Here is a 22084-nt window from a genome sequence, read left to right as displayed (position 1 = left end):
TTGTGCTGGTTACTCGTAAGCTTCGGTGATTGGGGCTTTGCGCTTGTGGGCTGGGTGCTTGTAATGCGCTAGCTCTTGACGGAGCGACTCGACCTCCTTGTTGAGGTTGTCTACGCTCAGCTTGAGGGTGTTGTTTTGGCTTATGAGCTTGGCGTTTTCGTCTCGGAGGGCTACGACGATGTTGTATAGCTTCTCGAGCTTCTCAGCTTGCTGGTCGATGATCTCGCTTTGCTTGTCTAGTGCTTCGGCACGCTTGATAGCGTTCTCGCTGGCGGTCTTTTTGCGCCCAGTCCAATAGCCCCAAACGGTGGCGATGGCTCCTGCGATGGCGGTGAAGACTGCTGTGAATATGGTCTCTAGCATGGTGTGTGGTGGTTAGTGGCTAGTGGTTAATGGTTAATGAGAGGACGATAGGGGTGGCGGGGGAAAGAAACTGACAAAAGAAAACCTCGCTCCCTATCGTCTAAACTCTCACTCTTGTGTTAGCTCCCGCCCCGTGGCTAGCGCTGGAAGCCCCGTATTTGCTTCGGTTGACTAGCCGTGTGGGGCGGGTGCTGTGCTTAGGCGGTGGCGACCTTGAGCTCAAAGAGCTGTGTACCGCCCTCACCGAGGACGAAGGTCGCCTTGTTGTGCATCAAAATACCGCCCTGCGTGTCGAAGCTGAAGGTGCTGTGTAGGTTAGCATTAGCGGCTATGATGCAGAGAGCCGCCTTATTTGCTGGCGTGACGGATAGCTTGGTGATTGCTATGTCTGGCGTTGCTATGCGATCCTTGTACTTGTCCGCATTGGCGGAGTGAATGTAGGTGTCCCACTCCAGCGTGTAGGAGTCTGAGTCCCTGCGTACTCGTAGGACGTCTCCGCCCTCGACTTTAGCCTCGACAGTGGTGCCGTCAGATGCGGTGAGCTTAGTGCTGTCTAGCTTGGGTTGCTCTGAGTAGGCGTTCCCGCCTATCGAATAGTCCACGGTGCATTTGCCCCATGTAAGTTCTACGTTTGTTGCCATAGTGTTCTGTGGTGTTAGGTTAATAGTGTTTGTAATTGATTTTGATGCTGGTGAAGTATTGTCCCGCCTCGGGATCGTAGAGCGTCTGAGCGGTGTCGGACGGGCTGAAGAGGTACCGCCCCGTGGGGAGGTCGTCGACCCAGTCGGTCGCTAGTCGCTCTATCTGTACGGTGCGGGCTATGTCCTCACGTGGTGTGCCGTCGGGTGCTGGTATCGGCTCGCTGTAGATGAGGACGGTCACAACGCCCTCTTGTACCTCCCCGCTCCTGCCTGCTGTGTAGCGGACGATGATGTCCTCCTTGTGGCTGGCTCGGGGGCGGGTCGTGGCGTGGTAGAGCTTGCCGTTGACCGCTTTACAAAGCTCGCTCTCACGGAGGAGCTTGTAAACGGTCGTCTGCACCTCTCGGCTGGTAACGCTTTTGCGGGTCATCATAGCTTGAGTAACTTTTCGGCTAAAACTTTCGCCTCTATCTCGGCTGAGTCGAGGACGTCGTAGCCTCTGCGTGATACGTAGGTGGCGTAATTCATGCCTGCGCAAACTACGAGTACCGCCTTGCCCTCTGTCGTGCGGGCTAGCTCCTCGGCAAAGGCGGCTCCGTCCTCGTCCTTGGAGCGGAAGCCTGCTCGGGCGATGATCTGTCCGTCCACGGCTATCACGTAGCCAGTGGAATTGCGCAGATTGCCCGTGCGGTCGGTGTAGCTCCCTTGCTCTCGTGCGATGCGCAGTGCGCCCTCACCGATGTAGCTGAGACTGTTGATGAGTCGCTCGACCTTGAGGGCGAGTTGCTCCTCAATGTACTGCTGGATCTCTCCGCTCGGTGTCGTGACCTCTATCGGCATAGTAGCTTGTATTGGCTGACGGCTCGTAGGTACTCAGGCTTGACGACTCGTAGCTCCTCGACCTGTCCGCTCCTCGTGTCGGTGATGCGTATCTCGGTCGCCTCCTTGTAGTGGCGTGCGTCGATTAGCACCTCGTAGCGGGCTATGACGATGGGCGTCTCGGTGGTGCTGGAGAGGACGGTGCGATCGTACTGCAGTGGCACGACTTGGCACGGCACCGCTGGCGACCACTCGGTGGTCTGCTGTACGGGGTAGCCGTTGTCGTCGTACTCCCGTCCGTCTCTAGCCCTGTACTCGAGCTTGCCACTTGCGATGATCATAGTCGGTCGCCCTTGTAGCCGTAACGTGGATGCTCCTCGAGGACGCTCTCAGGCTCGCCCGCCTCTCGGTACAACTCGTTGGCACGTCTGCGATAGTACTCCCGTATGTTGTCCGATAGGCTGTAGCTCTGCCCGCCCTGCGATACGTCGGGGGCGGTGGAGAGCCAGCGATAGACGTCTGCCGTGGTGAGGCATAGGAGCTGGTCATCGTCGATGGTGTCCGTGTCGTAGGAGGCACCCCGCTTACTGAGGATGCTCTGGAGAGCTTCCTCAGATAGGGGGTAGTTGGTCAAGCCACGCAGGTAGTCGCTCAGCGTCATCTCTCAACTTACTTCTGCGTTAATACGTAGATGCCGTCAGCGCCATCGATGACGGGGAGGCATAAAGCCTGACCTGCGGTGAACTCCTCTACGGGGTCGTTGGTGCTGTACTTACTGATAAGAGTATAGTCGCCTGCCTTTTGGTAGACAACGCCTGCGACTGGGTTGGTCTCCTCGACAAGTGTACCGTACACGAGACGTCCGACCTTGTCGGTGGGCGTGAAGACGATGTTGCCCTCCGTCCAAGCATTCGCTGGCTTCTTGGTGCCGTCTAGCCCCTCGATGCGGTACTTGCTCTCTACGATGTGCCACTCAGCTCCGAACTCGTCCTTGAGAGCCTCAAGGAAGGTAGCACGTGGCGGTACGGCTAGTAGCGTCTTGTCCGTAACTACGTGACCGCTGTAGCTGGCACCGAGCATCTTGCCCTCCGCGCTCGACCTTAGCTCGTTGAAGGTCTTGGTGTCGATGTAGACGTGAGCGATTGGGTTGCTGTCAGCGTTGGCTTTGTCAAAGACTGCCGTGATGTCGCTGAGCGGAGTAGCTCCTGCACCGCTCCACGCTTTCTTCGCCTTGACCTTGTTCTCGTCACGATAGCCAAAGCTGGCACGGATGCCAGTACCTTGGTTGTCCTCGTCAGTGACTAGGACGACGCCCGAGGATAGCCCCTGCAGGAACATAATCTCGTTGCGGACATCGATAGCCTTGATAGCTCGTACGGTGTCGTCTAGTAGTTTGCTGGCGATGGTCGCCTCGTTGGTGCCTCGTGCGACCATTACGTTGAGGTCGCTGATTTCGCTCTCGCTCTTGCGGTACTTCAGACCGAGCTTTGGGAGCTTGCCCGTAGCTACTCGTAGCGTGGCACGGCTCTTGAGGGGTAGCGAGCTGTCGAGCGATACGACATCGGCTGCGACTACACTGTTATTTAGCGTGCTGGCACCCCAATTAAGGTCGGGCGAGTACTCGTTGGTGAGCATCGTCTTGTGTAGGAGCGTGGGTGGGGTGGTGGCTCCGTTTTCCTTCTCGACAACTTTGCCGACAACTGACCCGAGGTACTTGTCGACTAGTTCCTTGAATAGTGATTCTTGCATAGTGTTAGGTGTCTTGTGTTAATTAGTTGCGTTTGTCCGTGAAGAGGAACTCAATGTGTGGTAGCCCCTTGGCGATTGCATCGTCAATGGGGAATGGGGTACAGGCTCCGTTGACCTGTCCTGAAGTGACGATAGCACCACGTGGGTCTTGTCGCATGATAGCCGTGCGGAGGACGCCTACGTAGCTCTCGCCCTCGGTGAGCGTGGCGAACTTACCGCCAGTGACTCCGAGGAGGATGTACTGCCCTGCCTTGCTGATAACGATGTGACCCGCTGAGATAACGTCGTACTCAGCTGGGATGCGGGACACGTCTAGTGAGCGTCCGCCTGGGATGTCGGTTAGACATTTGATGATGCAAATGCCGTCTTTACCGCTCCCGAAGACTTTGCTGGTCTGATTCAGTGTTGATTCTGCCATAGTGTTTAGGTGTTAGTTGGTTATAGATTGAGTCGTCTGAGGACTTCGTCCGTCTCTTTGTCGCTCGCCTTGCCGTCGGTCGGCTTGCTGGCGGTGGGTCTGCTGAAGACTGCGCCCCGTGCTTTGTCGGCTGTGGCTAGCTCGTTGACCTCCTTTTTGATGGTCTCGGTGAGCTGTGCGTACTCCTCGTCGGTGAGCGAGGCAAATGGGGTGCGTCTGTAGACCGCCTTGAGCGTTTCGCTGAGTGGAGCTATGATGCGCTCGACCTCTGCTGTGCGTGTCTCGGTGGTGCGCTGGCTCTCGATAGCGTCTAGCCGTGCCTGCAGGGCGGTGACTTTTGCTATTAGCTCTTGGCTGTTAGCTGTTGGCTCGTTGGTCTGCTGTGGTAGCTTGCCGTCGGTGATGAATGCCGACTTCGGGGCTGGCGGTGGCGTGGTCTGCTGTGCCTGCTGTGCCGTCTGCTCGGGGTGTTGTGCCGTCGTCTGCTGTGTGGTCTCTGCGGGCGGGGTGGTTGGCTGCTGTGTCGCCTCGCCTGCGGGCTGTGTGGTCTGTGTTGTCTGTGTCATTGTTGTTTATTGTTTTGGTGCAAAGATAAGTGCGTCTGGAGTCCGCTCCAAGGAAATCGCACAATTGTTGATAACTTCTTGATTTCGTTTATCTACCGTTGTCTTTTGTTTGTCTTGACGGCTCTCTTATAAGCGTCTTCTATCACATCTGCCAGCTCGTACTGCTGTCCATCTGGGAGCATAAGACTCCACTCCCGTCTGAGGCTCTCTATTGCCGTGCGCTGAGAGATGCGTCTCGTCTTATTGATGTGTAGTCTATACGAGTTGTCTTCTTGTCTGTCTATCAGCTCTCCTATCCTCGTGTGGATCTCTGTAATCTGCTCTTCATTCTCGAACTTCTGAAAGAACCAATTACCCCGTCTATACTGAGCTGTCAGATTGTCGTCATCGAGGAAATAGAGAGTCTGTCTGCCACTAGTACTCTTAGTGTTGCACTTCATTAGTGCGTCCTCGACTTTTCTCCCGCTTATGAAGATTGTACCTCCGTCCTTTGTCAGTGCGTGGCACGTGTTCACTACGTCGTTCCACGCTTGGAGCGAATCCACTGAGTTAAGTACTGAGTCACATATCACGATGTCGTATAGCCCGTCCTCGGATATGCTCTTTGCGATACGCTTGAAGGCTTCTTCATTGTCAGCCACTGCGATCCGATGTGTGCCAGCTACTCTGTGATACGGGTCTACTCGCTCGATGTTATACCCTCTAGCTCTGAGCTTGTCTGCGTAGGCGTACTTGCCAGCCCCGAAGTCCAGAATTCGGAGCGTAGAGCCGTCTTGGATAGCATCTAGATAGGGTATCACCATTTGCTCATACAGCTTTGATACCATTCTGCGCTTGCCTCGACCCTGCAGTCTTGGTAGCTGTGCGAGAGACTGTATGTACGTCTTACGCCTTATCGTGTCGTATGAGAATCTCCCATACTCTTTACTTAGGTACGACTTAGCTAGCTCTGCCTTGTGGTCGTCTAGCGTCAGTACTAGCATCGGCTCATAGCACAACTTGCTCGCCATAGCGTATGCCGAGGAGACTATCACATCTCCACTCTGTGTGCATATAGGCATCCCAAATGCCCCGTATCGCTGTATTAGCGTGGCGAGAGACTTGTTGAAGTCTGCTAGCCTGCCTTTGTCTAGTACCTCCACCTCATTGGGGTATATGATTGAAGTCCCCAGCTCCATTGGCTTGTTGATGCGGACTCTAGGAGCATCATCGCTCACCTCATACTCTGTCTTGTTGTGGATTTGGTTAAATCTCGCCTCGTCCTGCTGATTTATCCCGTGCAATACATACGCATCGCACTCATCGTACCCTAACGCTCTCATAGCTTTAGTGCGTTGGTGTCCCGCCATTATCACGCTGGTCTCCCCATTTACGATGATAGGCTTTATCTGCCCCAGCTCGCTGATTGACTGCTTGAGCATGTCGAGAGACTCCTCTGAGATGTCTCTGGGGTTATATTCTGCTGGGACTAGTGTGTCAATCTTGACCCTCTCTGTCTTGTTCATAAGTCTCGCTCGCTCTCTACTAAGTGTCTAATATATCCAGTCGTAATGCCGTACTTCTCAATGTACCGCTCTATTGATTCTATCAAATGAGCTTTCTCTTCGTCTGTGTACAGTATTACGTAGTCTCCTACGTTCATACGATTGAGCGACACTGTAGACTCTGTCTTGTCCGATGTCATCTCCAGTGTCCCGTCTGTGCTTGCTAGCTCCTCCTCCCAGTCGGGCAGGTCAATGCCCCAGTCGTCGAGCTGTGCGGTGTCCCACTCGAGCTGGAGAGCTTGCCAGTCCCACTCACCCATAGAGCTGTTGTCGAGGATCGTGTAGGCTCGGAGCTTGTCGGCTGTGACGTGGCTGGGGATAACGACGCAGGGGGCGGAGGTCATACCTAGCTCGACCATTGCTCGGAGGCGCATATTGCCCCCGATGACGATGTACTTGTCCCCGTGCGGATAGACGAGGATGCCACGGAGCTGGAGCATCTCGGGGTTGTCTAGTATGCTTCGCTTGAGCTTGGCGAGCTTATCGGGCTGAATGTTGCGGGGGTTGGCTGGTAGCCCGTCAATCTGCCCTCTGTTCTCCTCGAGCTGTGCTATGGGTAGCTCGGTGTAGTGCGGTGCGTTGTTGTCGTTCATGGTGTTGTATTATTGGTTGTTAGTTTGTACCTTTGGTGTCAAAGTATTGAGTTATGACTAGAGAAGAATTGATTAAGCAGTGCCGATACTACAAAGGCGAGGATGAGTGTCCGTTTGACGGAGGTTCTATTGATGCTCTTTGGTGGAGTGGGGAGAAGTCTCTATCTGACAATGTATCTGACGATAAGAGTTTCTTCCAAAGGCTGAAAGACTCATTGGAAGATGCACTAACGTCTGGGGACTGCGATGGAGTGCTTATTGACAGCTCCATCCCGTTTGAAAAGAGAGCAATCATATTCTATTTAGACCTTTGGCACGGGAAAAACTTCCCATACGATAATCTTGACATAATCAACCAGTACTAGAGCGTTATAAGATTCCCGTACGCATCTTCACTATACACTATTGCTCCGCTCTTTTTGATCAGTTGCAGTGTGTCTACATTGAGTTTGCGGAGTACGTCCTGCGGGATGAATACGCTCTCAACACATTCGGGAGTTAACACTCCGTGATATTGCAATTCGATATAGCCTCTGGCGAACTCCTTAGTCGCTTTTATGGCTGAGGTAGTGTCTATCGTCCTTTCAACGATAGACTTGCCCGCATAGGGATTAAATGAAGATATTTTCGGGTCGCTACATAAAGACGGGTGTAGATAACTACCTAGGCTGTCTTGCATCGTAAATGTAGCGATTGTCTTGTCTTTCTTGAAGCGAATTTGTATACCATCCCCATAGTTCCAGTATTGCCCAGCGATGCTGGAGTGCGCTTGAGCGATGACATCCTTATCCATAAGGAACCCATACTTCTCATAATCTATAGCTTTAACCCTCGGAGGCGTGCCGAATAGAGCCCTGCTGGCTTTTTTTCTCCTACTTACATTCACCAAGCCATTCCCCGTGCCAGTCTCTATTTGGTTCTTAAACCAAGATGAGAATATCTTGTCTATCACATCCGCATTGCCATCGCTGTCACATCTAGGGACATTCATCCCATAGCAACCATTGTCTATAACTTCCTTGATTATCCTCTCAGCCTTTTCAATCTCAGCTTCTGTCCAATACCTTGAGTAGTCTCCAGTTGATAGACCTTTCTCTATAAGCTTCTCGAGATTTTTCAGTGTTGGTGGAAGGTCTTTTCCAAGCCTTTCTGTTAGTTCTGGCAGTGTCTCGTAAGAGCTACTGCCTTTACCACTCGCAGATACTGCTACTTTGACTTTCTCTTGACTTTTTAACCGCAGGTCTGAGCGTCTCTTCTCTAGTCGTGCTATGGCACTCTCTGCTGTCGTCTTGTCTCCCTTGGCGATCGCGTCGGTTAGCTTGCCGAGGTCGTCCTTGTACAGCTTGCTCGATGTTTTGAAGCCCTTTAGCGTGGATAGTGCGGACTTCTTGTCGTCCCAGTAGATCGTCTGCTCGACCTTGGCGTACTCTTTCTTGTATGCGTCTCGTGCTACTGACCACGTGCTGTACTTCTTGTGCTGCTCTACCCACTCCGCCTCAAACTTGAGCTTCTTGAGCTTCTGCTCATTGGATAGCCCGCTGAATGTCTTGAGCTTGTCTGCGACAGCCTTGTCCACGAGCTTGGCACTCTCCATTGAGAAGTTGCGAGCGACTTGTAGCGGGTTGTCTAGGTGCTTGAGCGATGTGATTTCCTTGCCGATGTCTCGTAGCCTGCGAGCCTCCTGCAGTATAGCCTCGTGGTCTCCTCGCTGGAGGAGGTCACGGAGACGGCTCGTGTCTACGTCTGAGATGCCGTCCATCGTAGCGAGTATGCGCTTGCCGTAGTTGCGGTTGACTCTGCGGTCTATAACCGCCTGCTTGATACGTGCGACCTCCTCGTCTGTGCGGTTGGCGTGGCGTATGTCTGCGTTGCGCTGGATGAGCCTGCGCTTGATGTCTTTGACCTCCTCGGGCGTGCGGGCTTCGTGGCGTGCTTTGGCTCGCTCTAGGATGCTCGGCATCGCTGGCTTGTTTGGCTTCTTCGGGGCGTTGAATGTCGGGGTGAGTGTGCCGTCCTTGCCGACCTTGTAGTTGTCACGGACGAAGTAGGGGAGCGTGCCTGCTTTGCTGGCTCGCTGGAGGCGGTCGCTGTTGTTGGCGAGGTGGTCGGTGAAGTTCTTCGGAGGCTCAGTCACTTGTCCCGTGGGGGCTGGTGGCTGTTTGCCGTTGGCTATTAGCTCTTGGCGGGCTTGAAAGCTGTCGATGTCCTCCATAATCGGCACGGCGTGGCACCTGCAATGCGGGTGCCAGCCGACGAACTCGAACTCCTTGGGGTACTTGCCCGCTAGCTCCACGCAAAGGGGGCAGACGTTGGGGTTCGTCCCCGATACCTGCACCTCGTAGCCGAGGACGAAGTCTAGCTGTCGCCACCGCTCGTTGTCCGCCTTGTGGTACGCCATATTGGTCTCGGTGACGGCTAGCCTGCGAGCGTTTTTGTAGCTGGAGCGATAGACGCCAGCCCCTGGGTGAAACTCCTTGGCACGCTTGGAGAGCTGGAGCTGTCCGTGTTCGTCTCGTACCCTGCGAAATAGCTTGTCGGGGTGCTTGAGGTACTGCTTGAGGTCGGTCGCTAGGCGGTTGGCGGGGGTGCCGTCACGGAGGGCGATGTCCATAGCGGTCTCGACCTCCTTTTCAAACGTGCTGGTGATATTCCAAACTCGCTGGGACAAATCTAGCCCCCCGACCTTGCGCTGTGCGAAGCCTGCGATCGCTTGGCTCCTCTGCTGGGCAACTGCTACTCCATAGCGTGAGGCGAGGTCGGTCGCCTTGCTGGCTGAGAGGTTGTCCTCCCACTCTAGTCCCTTGGTGATGGTGACCTCCACCGACTGGCGGAACTCCTCGAAGATGCCGTCGATGATGCGCTGCACCTCGGGGTAGTCGGCAAAGCTGAAGGGCTGGTCTCCGAGGGGCTTGTCAAGGAAGATGCCGTAACTCGCCAGCCTCTTGAGTGCCTTGTCGAAGAGCTGGTCGATGCACCTATCCATAGCGGATAGGTGCTTGAGGTGCTGGCGGTCGTACTGCTTGGGGGTCATTGTTTGGCTGTTGGCTATTAGCGGTTGGCTGTTGGCTATTGGAGCACTCTTATCAGCTTGTAGATGGCTATTGCTCCCGCTCCTACGAGGACGATGGCACCGATGGCTGTGAGCCACCTGCGCCACCACGGCTGTCGCTCGGGGGCTGGCTGTGCGAGAAACTGGGGCGGTAGTTTGATCGTGTCTACCTTGACGAGCGTGTCCGTGGCGGTCTTGTAGCGTGTGCGCCACTTGACGACCTCCACAAGAACCGTGTCGCCTCTCTCTGCAATGCGGATAGTGTCGGTGTAGTGTACGCTGTCCCGCTCGACTTTGATACGCTCCGTCTCGATGTAGTGATTGACGGGGATGTAGCGTGGGGCGCAACTGGCAACTGTTGCAAATAGTGCAACGGTTGCGATCTCTCGTGCTAGTCGTCCCATACTCCAGCTCTTATGCACTCACGCTTGATGACGTCTCTCGACACGGCTGTGCGGTGCTGTGATGCGCTCACGCTGTCGCTGTGCGATAGCCACTGGCGATTGTATGCGTAGATGCGTACCGCCTCGTCGTAGCGTGCTTGACGCTCGTCTATTACTCGCTGGAAGTTTTGGATCATAGCATCGATAGTCCTTTGTCTAGTGCCTCCAGCTGGCTGGCTGTGGGGCGCAGTCCGTTCTCCACGATGTGCATGGCGATGATGGTTTTGCGGAGTAGCTCCTTGTCGTGGATGAGGTCAAGGTGCGTCTCTCCGTCTATCATCCTGCCAGCCTGCGTGGATAGCTCACGGGCGACTCGTGCCACGTACGCTTTGGTGTTGTTCTCCTTGGCTGGTGCCCAGCGGGCTATTAGTCCGTTAAGGTTGTAGAGCTTGTGGAGCCGTTGGTAGTTTTGGAGGAGCTTGCCTGCGGCTCGATAGCCGTAGACAAGGTCGACGAATTGGAAAAAGGCAGGGTCTCGCTGTGTGGGGCTAAGTCCGAGCCACTTGTCGGTACTCCTCCGAATGTTGAGTGGGTTATTATTGCGTATTCCTCTAGGCATAGTTCTATCTTCTAATCTCTAATTTCTAATCTCTAGCCCCGCTACTCCGCTATCTCGTAAGCGTTGAGCGTACTCTCCTGCTGGATCTCCTCGAGCGTGTCGCTGGCGTTGGTACTCCAGCCGAGTTGCTCGATAGACTCACGGTGCGAGATGAGGGGCTTGTTGCCGTTGGCGGCTAGTAGCTCGGTGATGGTGTCTCGTTGCTCCGTGATTTGGTAGGGGGTTATGACGACCTCCACGGGGAGTGCCTCGATAGCGTCCGTCAGGTCGGGGCGGAGCATGGCGAGGTATGCCTTGACAACGCTCACCTCACGGTCGTAAAACTCTAGCAGTCGCCCGCTCTCCTCGGTGACCTTGAGCTGTGCGTCAATGAATAGTTGCTTGCGACTCTCGCCACTCATCGGTGTGGACTTCATCGACTCGTAGCTCCAGTCGGGGAGCTGGAGCTGAGTGAAGAATGATTGGCGTAGCTCAGCGATGTAGAACTTGAGCGAGTCAATCGCCTGGCTCCACGTGAGGTAGCCTGCGGTGCTACCCTTGGGGTACTGCACGACCGCTCTGTACTCCTTGTTTTCGCTCTCCTCGCCTCCGAAGTAGACCTCCTCGTCGGCAAAGACTGCGAAGATCGGCTTGGAGTTTTTCCGCAGGTAATTTCCGTTGCGTGACAATGCCCACTCCATCTCGTAGACTAGTCGGCTCGTGTCCTCCCATATCGGTGTGGGGCGCATGCAGTAGATGGCGGGTATCTTGCCGAGCTTGATCGGCTCCTCCTTGTCTACCTGCCAGCCACCCTTGCCCTCTCGGTAGGTGATGTGGCTGTCTCGTGTGTAGGTGTCTAGGTAGCGGATGTCCTCCCGGTCCTCGGTGCGTGTCGTCTCGATGCTGAGGGCTATGAGGTCGCCCTCGTGGAATAGTGGGTAGAGCTGTGCGCCCTCTCGTGGGCTGTAGGTCTGGCATCGGATCTTGAGGTCGCTGTCGAAGCCGTAGAGCTTGTTAGGCTCCTTGGTGGGGTACCAAAGGGTGAGGATCTCGCAACCGCTGAAGAGGGCGTTGCACCGCTCGATGTTGACCGAGTCGATGCGGTTGCGTTGGAAGATAGCCTCTAGGCACTCGCTCGCCTCACGCTGGCGGTCGTCCTCGGGGCTGTAGATGCGCTTGACGGGGATACCGCATACTAGCTCGCTCATGCGCTTGGTGGCTAGTTGCTGGTAGTTGAGCGTGATGCGTGTTACCTCCTCGAGCTTGCCGTCGGGGGTTACTGCGTCGGGGTATTTGCCCTTGTTCGTAACTGGATGCTGTGCGGGGTCGTACTCCTTGACGAGGTCGCTCCACGCTGGCGGGGTGAAGGCTTTGCTCTTCAGCTTCTTGACCGCCTCAGCGGGTGCGAGACTTAGTATTTCGTCGATGTTTTGCATTGGTGTTGGATAGGTTAATGACTTTTTCACGGAGCGTGGCTAGAGGCTCCCATGTGGTGGCGTAGATGGTGTAGGTGTCGTAAGCGTGGATGGCTGTGGCGTGCGTCCTGCCGAGTGCTTTGCCGACTGCTACGTAGCTGGCTCCCATCTCCACGGCTAGGTAGGCGAAGAGCGCACGATAGGCGACAAACTCGACCTTGCGGGAGCGTGTCGTGTAGTAGCTCCGTGGCTTGCCCGTTGCTCGCTGGACGATGTCCGTTGCTCGCTCGATAGCCTGCTGGCTGGTGGCTTGCTGTCGCTCGCTGTACTTGGCGAGCCATTGTGGCTGACTCATACGATTTGCGCTAACTTCTTGAGGTTGATGGGCTTCTTTTTCCCGCCCATCCACTCCGTCATGCAGACGTAGCGGGTGGCGTCGATGGCGTGGTTGTACGCATCGATTGGGGTGTTGAGGAGCTTGCCCTCCTTGTCCTGTGAGTAGACGTAGTTGTGTAGCTCCTTGAGGACGTTGGTGCTGTGTGCGGTGACTCGTAGGGGGTGCTGGAGCATCCACGCTATGCCCGCCTCGATACTGCCAGCGTACTTGCGGACTGGGTGGATGTTGACGCCAGCTCTGTATATCTCCTCGATGAGGCGGGGGTCGGCACTCTCACTGACGACCTTGGTGCGGGGATGCTCCTTGAGTACCTTGATGATGTCCTGCTGTAGCATCTCGGTGCGATAGCAGACCTCGCTGATGTAGAGTGCCTCCTTGTCGTAGGCGACCTCGACGATGGCGGTCGGGTCGTTCGTAAAGCCGAAGTCTATGCCGAGGATGGTGCGCGTGATGTGGTCGGGGAAGGCTTCGATGGTGGTCACGTTGGTAAAGACTAGTCCCTCTATCTGCGCCATCTTGCCCTCACCGAAGATCTGCCAAAGGCTGAGATTCTTGTGCTGGAGGCTCTCGATCTCGTCGATGACGGTCTGCTCGAGGAATGGATTGTCTTTGTACGTGCTGACGAAGTGGTATGTGCGGGGGTCCTTGTTGAGGTCTTTGGCGATCCAGTGTTCCTCGCTGAATGAGGGGTTGTAGTCCACGATCGTGAGCCGTGTCGTACGCATCTTGAGTTGCTGGAATTGGATTGCCGTTAGCTCGTTAGCCTCGTTAACGAAGAGAATGTCCCGCTTGCGACCTCTCAGTCTCTGCTCGTCCGATGCGGAGAAGAACTCGATGGTGCTACGTGTCTTGAACCAATAGACAAGGTCGGTCTTGTTGAAGTGCCTCTCGTTGTAGACTCCGAGCTCTCGCATAATCGCCTCGAAGTCCTCCAGCACCGACCCCTTGAGGGCAGGGAGGGTGGCACGTACCACGCTTATCTTGATGCTGGGTACTCTCAGAGCGTAGAGGATGAGCCATATCATCACGTTGTAGGTCTTGCCCGATCGTGCCGACCCTTGGAGGGAGATAGCTGTGTACCCCTCTCGTACCGCTGTGTCCAGTCGGGTGTATATCTCAGTGGTCTGTATGGTCTGCACGGTGATGTGGTCTTACTTGTTGCTCTGTGCTGGTTGCTCCTGCTCCTTGTCCTGCTCCTTGTCCTGCGCTGGCTGTGCTGTGACAACCTCCACTCGGACGCCTGCGAAGTTGTCGTCCATCGGACTGTTGCCCCACTTCTCAGGGGCGAGGTTGAGTAGCTCCATCTTAGCCGCCTGCACGTTTGGCGGGAAGTGCTTGACGGTCTTGACTTGCTTGGTGATGATCGGTTGCCCGTTGGCTCCGACACCGTACTCAGTGCGTACCTCGGTAAACTCGTACCCGCAGGCTGCCTTGTGGACGCTCACCTCCGTCTCGGACTGCTTGGAGAGTCGGTGCGTCTCCTCCGCCTCCTTGATCATCTCGGCAAACTCGGGGTGCTTATTTCTCCACTCGTGGAAGGTACTCTCTGTGATCCCTGCCCGTGTGTATGCCTGCTTGTACGTCTCGCCTGCCGTGATGCTCGCCCTTATTATCTCGATGATCTCCTTCTTGTACTTCATTGCCCGCTGCTCTATTTATCTACTCTTGTCGTTTCACTATCTACGTTTGCGCTATCTATCTGTATACCACAAAGATACGTATTTAATATGAAGTAACAAAGCGCAAAAAAAAAGAGGGGTGCCGTGGTGTGGCACTCCTCTCTCGTGGTTGTCGTGGCGGTCGTCTACTTGGGGACGATCACCAACTTATAGCCTAGGTAGTCTAGGTAGCGCTCGACCGACTTTAGTCGGGCTGTCTGCTCGCCCGACTCGAAGCGTGTGAGTGTGTTGCAACTGCTGAAGATTCCGTCCTGCGCTACTCGGTATTTAGTTATTCCTTGCTCCTCACGGAGCCTGCCAGCTGCCTGCTGTATCTCTTCTGCTGTCATTTATTTGTCCTTTTAGATAGCAGTGGCGGGGCGTGTTGCCCCGCCCATCTGCCTGCTGTTAGTTGATGTAGTACCAGATCGTGTCCTCCTCACGTCCCGTGTGACCGCCCTCGATCTGTACGCAGGTTAGGTTGCCGAAGATGTCCTCTAGTGCCTGCTCTAGCCCCTTGCTCTCGATAGCCTCTCGGAGCTCCTCCTGCTCGTCTGCTGGCATCGCCTCGTTGATGCCCTCTGCATCGTGTGATGCGTTTGGCTTGTTGAAGTAGAGGTAGCTCTCTAGCCAGTCCTCGTTGTTAGCCTCTGCGAAGTCATTGTAGTTGTTGTAGTGCTTGTAGGTAATCATAGTAGTATTTGTTTGTTGGTTATTAGTCTTGTTAGTTGCTCGGGTGGGTATCTCTCCCCCTTTGCTATTGCAAAGATACGAAGAATTTTCTATACTGCCAAATTTTCTGCCTACTAATTTGCGATTTCTTTTGTGGGATCAAAAGGGCGGTGGGGTGCGGGGGCTGGAAATGGCTACAGCAAGCGGTCGGGTGGCTGTCGGTTGGGGCTTGCTCGGGCGCTGGGGCTTGGTCGGGCTGTCCGCCTTGAGCTCGTCCATGAGTGCGTCTTGAATCGTGGACTTGCGGGCGAGGACGCTCAGCACTCGCTGGTCAATGGTGCCGTCGGCTATGAGGTGGTAGATGGTCACTCGCTCCGTCTGCCCTTGGCGGGCGAGGCGGGCGTTGAACTGCTCGTATAGCTCGAGGCTCCACGTGGGGGTGTACCAAATGATCGTGTGACCGCCTCGCTGGAGGTTGAGTCCGTGACCGATGCTGGCGGGGTGACCGAGGAGGATAGGCACCTCGCCACGATTCCAAGCGTCAAAGACTCCCGCCTCGTCTATCGTCTTAGACTGCGGGAACTCAGCTCTCAGTCGTGCCAGCTCGTGCTTGTAGTGGTAGGCGATGATGACGGGGGTGTGTATCTCCTCGAGCATCTCCTTGAGTCGCTCCAGCTTGGCAGGTGTCGTGGGAGCGACTGCCCCCTCCTCAGTGTATATGGCTCCCCCCGTCCACTGCTGGAGCTTGCCACAGAGGACGCCTGCGTTGCTGGCGGTGATGACTCCGTCAGCGGTCGGGAGGACGTTGTCCCGCTTGAAGTCTCGGTACTCCTTGCGCTCCTTGTCCGTCAGACCGACCGACACGTTGACGTAGTTGACGGGCGGGAGCGAGAGGTAGTCCTCGGCTCTCATGCTCATACAGATGTCACCGATGCGCTCGTAGATAGCGTCCGATGCCCACGGCTTGAGAATCCACTCGTAGACGATATGCCCACGACCTCGCCCTGGCGTGAAGTAGGTCTGTCGGTACTTGGTTATGTACTCCCCGAGACGCTCGCCACCGTCAAGGATGTAGAGCTGGCTCCAAATGTCCATCAGTGAGTTTGGCGAGGGCGTACCCGTTAGTCCGATGATGCGGTTGAACCTCGTGCGGAGGTGCTTCATTGCCTTAAAGCGTTGCGTGCCGTATGCTTTGAAGCTACTCAGCTCATCGATGACTAGGGTGTCAAATGGAAAGGGCTTGAGCGGTACCGACAGCACCTTGTCCAGCCACGCCACGTTGTCTCGATTGATGATGTGTATGTCCGCTGGCGTGCTGAGTGCCTTGAGCCGTTGCGCTGGGGTGCCGAGGATCTTGACGGCTGTCAGCCCTGCGAGATGCGCCCATCTCTCTATCTCGTCCGTCCACGTCCGCTCGGCTACTCGCTTGGGGGCTATCACCAGCACGGAGGAGACGGCTCCCGCCTCCTTAAGCTCTGCGATAGCTGTTAGTGTGCTGACGGTCTTGCCTAGTCCCATCTCGAGAAATAGCGCACAACTCTTGTGCGTCTTGATCCACTCGACCGCCCGCTCTTGGTACTCGTGTAATTGGTTACGCTGTAGCATCTCTCACTGCCTGCTCTAAGGTTATCATATCGTCCACGACGTAGACGGCAAAGCCACGCTCTCGTAGCTCTTGGTGTCGTATCTCTTGTAGCTTGGTCGGCTTGCGCCCCGTTGTCTTCAGCTCGACCCACAGCGTCCTGCCGTGGGGCATCAGACAAAGGCGGTCGGGGTAGCCTGCCTCGGTGACCGAGGCGAACTTCAGACAAAGCCCCCCGTGTGCTTTTATCCGCTCGACCAGCTTACGCTCTAGGTACTTCTCGCTGTACTCTCTCGTTTTGCTCATTTCCTTGCGTTTCTAGCTCGTTTCGTTATTGTCTTGTGTAGTTATCCCCTCGAAGGTTGTTTTGCGCTCCTTGGGGTCTTTCTGCTCGTTGTTGCTCTCGCACGTGTAGTGTCTCCGCTCCGATTTCTCCGTTCCTCCGATTTGGTGGCTTATTAATCCTCGCACGCGCACGTATTGAGCGCCTACCGTCTGTACATACCCCAATATTCAATTATCTGTATGTAGATTGCCCTTTTCCTCAAACATTCAGAATTAGTAATCCAATAAGCCATTGAAGTTGTAATTGCTTGTTTTTGTTGCGTTTGGCTGTGGCTTATTATGGTGGCTTATTCGCTTTTTCGAATAAGCCAGTAAGCCGTTTTTGCTGGCTTATTAAATTCATACGCCACTAATAAGCCACCTAATAAGCCACTTAATAAGCCACTACTTTTCTCCCATCCCATTTGTCAGATCTTTTGCGAATACTTTCTGCCGTCCGTACCCTCCCGTGAGGGTTATCCTCTCTCCCGACTCTCGCCAGCCATCTAGCTTACGGAGTAGGTTGTTCGCCTTCCGTGTTTGGATATTCGCCCGCCCGTTGTCCTCACCGAAGAACTCGTTGAGTACCTCGACGGCTGAGATCTCGATGCGGGGGCATACGCCGTCGACCTTGACGGTGACGAGGTTGCCTCCCGCCATCTCCGTGCGAGTGTAGGCTGCACCGCTCTTGCGTGCTTGTATGTAGGCTCGTCGCTCTAGCTTGCTGTACTCCTCCCAGTCGGCTGGGAGTCGTATCTCGAGGAAGGCTTGTAGCTCTCCCAGTAGGTCGTTGTCCATATCGTATTCTCGCTGTCGCTTGGCTAGCTCCTTGCTCTCCTCCTTGTTAAGGTATAGTCGCTCCTTGCCTCCGTCCCAGATGACCTTAGCCTCCGCCCATACCTGCGCCACCTCGCTGGCGGTTAGCTCGCTGAGCGGTGCTTGTGGCTCCCCGCACTGGAGGATCCAAAAGCGTCTGTTGCCACTGCTGTCTCGGAGGAAGTCCCCCTCGTTGGTCGTGGCGAAGAAGACGCATGTGCGTGGTACCTTGATCTGCTCCCGCCCATAGGCTGGTCGATAGGTGTCGCTCTGCTTGCTGACAAAGGACTTGATAACATTCATGTCTTGCTTATAAAAGCCTTCCAATTCGGGGATCTCTATGATCCACGCTCCTCGGACGCTCTCCTGCATCTTATTGGAGCGTGCGTCCATCGTGAAGCTGTCCATAAAGAGGTCGCCCCCGCCTGCCAGCTTGCGTAAGATTGACGACTTGCCGATACCTTGGGAGCCTACGAGTACGGTGATCTGGTCGTACTTGATGCCGGGCTTGTAGGCTCGTGCCACGCAGGCGACGAGGCTCTTGCGGGTGATCATACGGCTGTAGTCGTTGTCCTCCGCCCCGAGGTACTTGATGAAGAGGTTGTCCACTCGTTGCGTGCCGTCCCATCGCTCCCGCTCGATAAACTCCTGCACCACGTTGCGTCTGAAGTCGTTGCCCTGCGTGACGGCATCGAGCATCATCGTCAGATAGTCCTTGCTCCGTAGCTTGTAGGTGCGGTCTATGTAGAGAGCTAGGCAGGCTGTGTCAGCGTCAGTCCACGAGGTGCTGTCTGTGCGCTCCCACGGTAGGTCACCGATGACCCGCTTCTCTCCTCTGAACTCATCGTAAACGACCCGCCCTTTGATAGCGTTGGGGTCGTGCTTGAGGATTAGAGCGTAGTTGGTCAGCGTGTTGGCGATGTTGCCCTTGGCGTCTGTCGCTAGCTCGCTGAGCCAGCTGTCGGGATCGTCCTCGTTGTCCGTGTCCTCTGCTGGAGTGGTTGTTTCCGAAAAAGAAAATCCCACTTCTGCGAGGTCTGCCGTGTTGCGTGCCTTGGTATGTGCGAGGTAGTCCCGCTTGACCTCGGGAATCGTTAGTGCGTACTCTGCCATAGCTGTGTAACTGGGTAGTCTGTCGGCTCGTGTGGTGGCTGCTGCTCGTGCATCTAGGTGTGCGTAGTGCGTCAGTCTGTACAGATCCCATGCGTTGAGCAGTTGCCCGCCTATGGGGTCGGTGTTGTGGAATGAGTAGCAGAATGTGCCGTTGTCGTAGATGCAAAGCCCGCCCCACGATGAGGAGCCTATGTGGGTGTATCTGTTGAAGCCCGCTGGCTTGTAAAGGTTAGGGATCATCTGCTCGAGTACGTCGATGCAGTCGTAGGTACGGCACCATGAGCCGACGATGTTGTCCTTGATGCGTGGATCCTCCATCCGTGCCGATGCACCTCGCGGTGTGGTGCGTGGTCTGCCCACTCGTGGTGCGCCTGCCCACTCGGCTGTGTTGGTGTAGTCCTTGTAGGTGGCGAGCATAGCGTCCACGTCTACTGGCTCTCCGTCCTGCTGGTAGTAGTAGGTCTCAGCGTCCCGAGGTGCAGCCGCCCAGTACATGAGTCGTGACGGCTCGCAGGAGGTCATATCGACTATGTCCACGCCCAGCCCCTCCGCCATGCGATGCGCCACCGCTTGGTACTCGATGTCGTTGCATGGTCGTGATAGGGGTGCCACCACCCGATAGCGAGGTGCCTCGGGTGTGTGGCTGTGTGTGGAGTAGACGATGAGGGCATAGTGCGGTGCTATCTTGGTTGGTAGCTTGGTAGCGTGATCCACGTCTATCGTCAGGAGCGTGCGACACTTGATATTGTCGGCTGTGCGCCTGCCGTCCGCCTTAAGCTCACCGCCCACGAAGCCCCCCACGTCCTTGATGCGCCCCTGCTCCTCCTTAGAGAGTTGTTGATACTCTCTAAGGGTGCAGGCTGTGCGTCGGTGCTGGAGTAGCTCCTTGAGCTTGCCCCACGTGACCGCTGTGTTGTGCCACTCGGTGTCCCGCCTTGACCGCCCTACTGCGATAGTATATGTAGAGTCGGGTGTGACCATGGCTAGAAGGGGAAGTCGTCGTTGACACTTACTTGTGCGTTGGGGTTGAAGCCCGTCTGCAGTGGTTGGCTGTTAGCCGTTGGCTGTTGGCTGTTGGCTGGAGCCGTGGCTCCGAGGTGTCCGAACATGGCGTCGGCTGGCATCGGTGCCTTGCTCTCTCGTGTAGTGCCAGTCTTGCAAAAGCCTAGAAGTCGTGCCGAGATGCCCTTGCGCCCCTGAAAGTCGTATGCGTTGAAGTATACGACCACCTGACCCTTGTCCCAGTTGGTCACCTCGCCCGCTGCTGCTGGCTCGGCTCCCGTGTCGGTGAGCTTGTAGACGTTGGGCTTCTCGCTGCTCTTTGCAGTGAAGTACCACTTGCCCGCAAAAGCCTCGACTGGATCGCCATTTTTGTCCGTGCGCTCGTCACCATCCTTGAGGAGCGGTGCGAAAGGCTCGGCGGGGTCTGTGTCCGTGAGCTTGCCCTTGGCTACTTCGATTGCCTCTCCGATAGCCTTGAGTGTCGCTTTGTCCTGCTTGTCAATGAGGACGATGCACTGGTACTGGGGCTTCTGTCCCTCGAATCGTGGCTCTCGGGGGGTGTCAAAGTCTACGTAAGTGATCGGGCACTCGCCCGACCATGCTACTGTTTCCTTGCTCTTTGGTTGGATTGTCATAATTGTATCGGTTAAAAATTAGATGAGTGTTGTCTTGATATAGCCTGCACGTGTTGTCTCCGTGCTGTACTGGGCGAAAAGGTCGCTGTGGTCAGCTTTGAACCGCTTGGAGTCGAAGCGTGTGGAGGTGCTGTCCGCTACGAGGGTGATCTTAATGCGGGGGTTGTCCACGCTCTTGACTCCGTCTTCGTCCATCTTCGCACGTATCGGCTCAAGTGCTTGGGTGCGCTTGATCTCTAGCTCGCTGAGTGCGTCCTTGAGGATGGCGATCTGCTCCTCGATAGCTACGAGGCGGTCTATGTCGTCTCCATCGGCTGTCGTGAGTGTCACGTCCGCCTGCCATGCGTCTATGACCTGCTGGATCTGCGCAGGCGTCTTGCGTGGCACCTCGACGAGCTTGCACTCGGCACCTCGTAGCCAGATGGCGTAGAGCTTGCCCGCCTTGAGCGTTGGATTCTGCGCCTCGTACATCTCAGCGTAGAAGGATAGTTGCCACGACACGTACTCCGTGTCTAGTCGGTAGGTGGTCTTGATGTCGTATAAATTTCCCTCGCTGTCCACGCAGTCTATCTGACTAGCTATGCCCCAATCGTCACGGCTCACGAGGTACTCGTTGGCGACCATGGTGATGTCGTTGCTCAGCTTGAGTAACTCGTAATTGGTCACCTCAGAGACATATTGGTCGTCGCCCTCCCGTGGCTCCGTGGCTCTCGTGTCGGTGGCTTGACATAGCTCGTGGATGCGTGTGCCACGTGCGGCTGCTCTCGCCAGCACGTCCTCGTCCACGTCCTTGTACTTGTTTGGGAAGAGTACTTGACTGAGTATGGAGGTGACCCCGCTGTAGGCTATTGTTGAGAAGTCCCTCCCGATAAGGAGATACTCGTGTACCTCGGGGTCAAAGAAGATCGGGGAGGTGGTTAAGTCGGTTGCTTTCATTTTCTTTTTTGCTTGCTTTGGATTGGTTGAAATTAGACAGCTGTCTATTGATTGATAGATAGGTGTCTATTGATTGATAGACAGGTGTCTATTGTTCGATAGACCTAGGTCTTTTGTTCAATAGATGCGCATCTATTTTTTGGTCGCTGGTTGCGGGGTCTCTAGGTTGCTCTTGAGCTGAGCGCAGTAGCTCTTGACCTCTGCGCTGTCTCGTAGTGCCTGCGGGAGCCGTCCGAAGGTCTCCACCAGCTCCTGCACCGTCTGCGCCTTGGCTAGTGTGCCTTTGATCTCGTCCGTGAAGGCTGGCTGTGCCGTTGCTTTGGCTGTCGACTTCTTGCCCTCCTGCGCCTTGGTGTACTCGTCCGTGTCTGCGTCTTTGGTGTCATCGATGGCGAAGAGTCCGTTGAGGGCGTACTTGCGGGCGTATGAGCTGGCGGAGCCAGTCATTTGTGAGCCGTCCATCTTGCCCTTGTTTGCATCCTCACGTGCGAGAGCTGAGTTGCTAATGTAGCTCCCCTCGCTGTCGTATATTGTGGCGGTGGCTCGGACGTAGTACCGCTCGCCTATCTGGACAATGTCGTCCGTGATGAGGAGAACTAGTCCCAGCTCCTTGAGTAGAGGCTTGACCGCCTCGAGTATGTCCTCGCAACTGCGATATTTGAAACCGCCAAACTTGTTGTATTGCCCCTTGGGTGCTTTCAGCTCGCTCTGTATCTGTGCGAGGTGTAGTAGTAGTGCGCTGTGCGCTCCTTGCTTGATGCTTATTGCGTCCATTGTCTTTATTGTGTTATTGGTTGATATTGTCTGTCTT

Annotated in this window: 28 protein-coding genes; 1 reads left to right on the top strand and 27 read right to left on the bottom strand. The window is 55.4% G+C overall.

The annotated features are described in order from the left end of the window. Nucleotides 1-9 precede the first annotated feature (9 nt). The 11 genes from Q2J34_RS08165 to Q2J34_RS08115 form a co-directional block, all read right to left on the bottom strand. Entirely contained in the window at nt 10-363 is a 354-nt protein-coding gene (locus Q2J34_RS08165; protein ID WP_300969928.1) for a hypothetical protein, read from the bottom strand. Between the two features lie 197 nt (nt 364-560). Next, nucleotides 561-1004, bottom strand: a complete 444-nt coding sequence (locus tag Q2J34_RS08160; RefSeq protein WP_300969926.1) for a hypothetical protein — start codon at nt 1002-1004, stop codon at nt 561-563. Between the two features lie 19 nt (nt 1005-1023). Next, complete coding sequence (locus Q2J34_RS08155) at nt 1024-1437, bottom strand: hypothetical protein (RefSeq protein WP_300969924.1); 414 nt, start codon at nt 1435-1437, stop codon at nt 1024-1026. After that, nucleotides 1434-1844: a hypothetical protein gene (locus tag Q2J34_RS08150; RefSeq protein WP_300969922.1), complete on the bottom strand. Its 411-nt coding sequence runs from the start codon at nt 1842-1844 to the stop codon at nt 1434-1436. Before Q2J34_RS08150 ends, Q2J34_RS08155 begins: the two co-directional genes overlap by 4 nt. Continuing rightward, nucleotides 1835-2164 (bottom strand): hypothetical protein, encoded by a 330-nt coding sequence (locus tag Q2J34_RS08145; protein WP_300969920.1) that lies wholly within the window; start codon nt 2162-2164, stop codon nt 1835-1837. Before Q2J34_RS08145 ends, Q2J34_RS08150 begins: the two co-directional genes overlap by 10 nt. Continuing rightward, complete coding sequence (locus Q2J34_RS08140) at nt 2161-2484, bottom strand: hypothetical protein (RefSeq protein ID WP_300969918.1); 324 nt, start codon at nt 2482-2484, stop codon at nt 2161-2163. The genes Q2J34_RS08145 and Q2J34_RS08140 overlap by 4 nt, the downstream gene beginning before the upstream one ends. A gap of 8 nt (nt 2485-2492) precedes the next feature. Next, nucleotides 2493-3572 (bottom strand): major capsid protein, encoded by a 1080-nt coding sequence (locus Q2J34_RS08135; protein ID WP_300969916.1) that lies wholly within the window; start codon nt 3570-3572, stop codon nt 2493-2495. A 22-nt stretch (nt 3573-3594) separates the two neighbouring features. Beyond that, nucleotides 3595-3990, bottom strand: coding sequence for a hypothetical protein (locus Q2J34_RS08130; RefSeq protein WP_300969915.1), 396 nt, complete (start codon nt 3988-3990; stop codon nt 3595-3597). Nucleotides 3991-4010: 20 nt separating this feature from the next. After that, entirely contained in the window at nt 4011-4556 is a 546-nt protein-coding gene (locus tag Q2J34_RS08125) for a hypothetical protein (protein WP_300969913.1), read from the bottom strand. Nucleotides 4557-4648: 92 nt separating this feature from the next. Further along, a complete protein-coding gene (locus tag Q2J34_RS08120; protein ID WP_300969912.1) occupies nt 4649-6061 on the bottom strand; it encodes a ParB N-terminal domain-containing protein in 1413 nt (470 codons plus the stop codon). Then, nucleotides 6058-6693 (bottom strand): ParB/RepB/Spo0J family partition protein, encoded by a 636-nt coding sequence (locus Q2J34_RS08115; protein WP_300969910.1) that lies wholly within the window; start codon nt 6691-6693, stop codon nt 6058-6060. Before Q2J34_RS08115 ends, Q2J34_RS08120 begins: the two co-directional genes overlap by 4 nt. Before the next feature lie 53 nt (nt 6694-6746). On the opposite strand from Q2J34_RS08115, the gene Q2J34_RS08110 reads away from it, so the two are divergent. Beyond that, nucleotides 6747-7058: a hypothetical protein gene (locus tag Q2J34_RS08110; RefSeq protein WP_300969908.1), complete on the top strand. Its 312-nt coding sequence runs from the start codon at nt 6747-6749 to the stop codon at nt 7056-7058. Here Q2J34_RS08110 and Q2J34_RS08105 read toward each other — a convergent pair. The 16 genes from Q2J34_RS08105 to Q2J34_RS08030 form a co-directional block, all read right to left on the bottom strand. Continuing rightward, a complete protein-coding gene (locus tag Q2J34_RS08105) occupies nt 7055-9724 on the bottom strand; it encodes a structural protein (RefSeq protein ID WP_300969906.1) in 2670 nt (889 codons plus the stop codon). The genes Q2J34_RS08110 and Q2J34_RS08105 overlap by 4 nt on opposite strands. Before the next feature lie 35 nt (nt 9725-9759). Further along, nucleotides 9760-10146, bottom strand: a complete 387-nt coding sequence (locus tag Q2J34_RS08100) for a hypothetical protein (protein WP_300969904.1) — start codon at nt 10144-10146, stop codon at nt 9760-9762. Continuing rightward, nucleotides 10134-10322, bottom strand: coding sequence for a hypothetical protein (locus Q2J34_RS08095; RefSeq protein ID WP_300969903.1), 189 nt, complete (start codon nt 10320-10322; stop codon nt 10134-10136). Before Q2J34_RS08095 ends, Q2J34_RS08100 begins: the two co-directional genes overlap by 13 nt. After that, nucleotides 10319-10744: a structural protein P5 gene (locus Q2J34_RS08090; RefSeq protein WP_300969902.1), complete on the bottom strand. Its 426-nt coding sequence runs from the start codon at nt 10742-10744 to the stop codon at nt 10319-10321. The genes Q2J34_RS08095 and Q2J34_RS08090 overlap by 4 nt, the downstream gene beginning before the upstream one ends. A gap of 41 nt (nt 10745-10785) precedes the next feature. Beyond that, nucleotides 10786-12159: a phage portal protein gene (locus Q2J34_RS08085; protein ID WP_300969901.1), complete on the bottom strand. Its 1374-nt coding sequence runs from the start codon at nt 12157-12159 to the stop codon at nt 10786-10788. Next, nucleotides 12119-12493, bottom strand: coding sequence for a helix-turn-helix domain-containing protein (locus Q2J34_RS08080; protein WP_300969899.1), 375 nt, complete (start codon nt 12491-12493; stop codon nt 12119-12121). Before Q2J34_RS08080 ends, Q2J34_RS08085 begins: the two co-directional genes overlap by 41 nt. Beyond that, the gene (locus tag Q2J34_RS08075; protein ID WP_300969897.1) at nt 12490-13674 is read right to left on the bottom strand and encodes a PBSX family phage terminase large subunit; all 1185 of its coding nucleotides are present in this window, start codon (nt 13672-13674) and stop codon (nt 12490-12492) included. Before Q2J34_RS08075 ends, Q2J34_RS08080 begins: the two co-directional genes overlap by 4 nt. A 12-nt stretch (nt 13675-13686) precedes the next feature. Continuing rightward, nucleotides 13687-14175, bottom strand: a complete 489-nt coding sequence (locus Q2J34_RS08070) for a terminase small subunit-like protein (protein ID WP_300969895.1) — start codon at nt 14173-14175, stop codon at nt 13687-13689. A 164-nt stretch (nt 14176-14339) separates the two neighbouring features. Further along, complete coding sequence (locus tag Q2J34_RS08065; RefSeq protein ID WP_300969893.1) at nt 14340-14543, bottom strand: helix-turn-helix domain-containing protein; 204 nt, start codon at nt 14541-14543, stop codon at nt 14340-14342. A gap of 58 nt (nt 14544-14601) precedes the next feature. After that, on the bottom strand, nt 14602-14886 hold the full coding sequence (locus Q2J34_RS08060; RefSeq protein WP_300969892.1) for a hypothetical protein: 285 nt from the start codon (nt 14884-14886) through the stop codon (nt 14602-14604). A gap of 138 nt (nt 14887-15024) precedes the next feature. Beyond that, complete coding sequence (locus Q2J34_RS08055) at nt 15025-16470, bottom strand: SNF2-related protein (protein WP_300969890.1); 1446 nt, start codon at nt 16468-16470, stop codon at nt 15025-15027. Next, a complete protein-coding gene (locus Q2J34_RS08050) occupies nt 16457-16753 on the bottom strand; it encodes a VRR-NUC domain-containing protein (RefSeq protein ID WP_300969888.1) in 297 nt (98 codons plus the stop codon). Before Q2J34_RS08050 ends, Q2J34_RS08055 begins: the two co-directional genes overlap by 14 nt. A 423-nt stretch (nt 16754-17176) precedes the next feature. Beyond that, nucleotides 17177-19681, bottom strand: a complete 2505-nt coding sequence (locus Q2J34_RS08045) for a virulence-associated E family protein (protein WP_300969887.1) — start codon at nt 19679-19681, stop codon at nt 17177-17179. Nucleotides 19682-19683: 2 nt separating this feature from the next. Further along, nucleotides 19684-20337: an ssDNA-binding protein gene (locus Q2J34_RS08040; RefSeq protein WP_300969886.1), complete on the bottom strand. Its 654-nt coding sequence runs from the start codon at nt 20335-20337 to the stop codon at nt 19684-19686. 18 nt (nt 20338-20355) lie between these two features. After that, entirely contained in the window at nt 20356-21273 is a 918-nt protein-coding gene (locus Q2J34_RS08035) for a PD-(D/E)XK nuclease family protein (RefSeq protein WP_300969884.1), read from the bottom strand. A gap of 132 nt (nt 21274-21405) precedes the next feature. Next, nucleotides 21406-22047 (bottom strand): ERF family protein, encoded by a 642-nt coding sequence (locus Q2J34_RS08030; protein ID WP_300969883.1) that lies wholly within the window; start codon nt 22045-22047, stop codon nt 21406-21408. Nucleotides 22048-22084 lie beyond the last annotated feature (37 nt).

The sequence above is a fragment of the Porphyromonas vaginalis genome (assembly GCF_958301595.1).
GTDB lineage: Bacteria > Bacteroidota > Bacteroidia > Bacteroidales > Porphyromonadaceae > Porphyromonas > Porphyromonas vaginalis.
The sequence above is the reverse complement of the archived record's forward strand: the minus strand, read 5'-3'. Positions and strand labels throughout refer to the sequence as shown.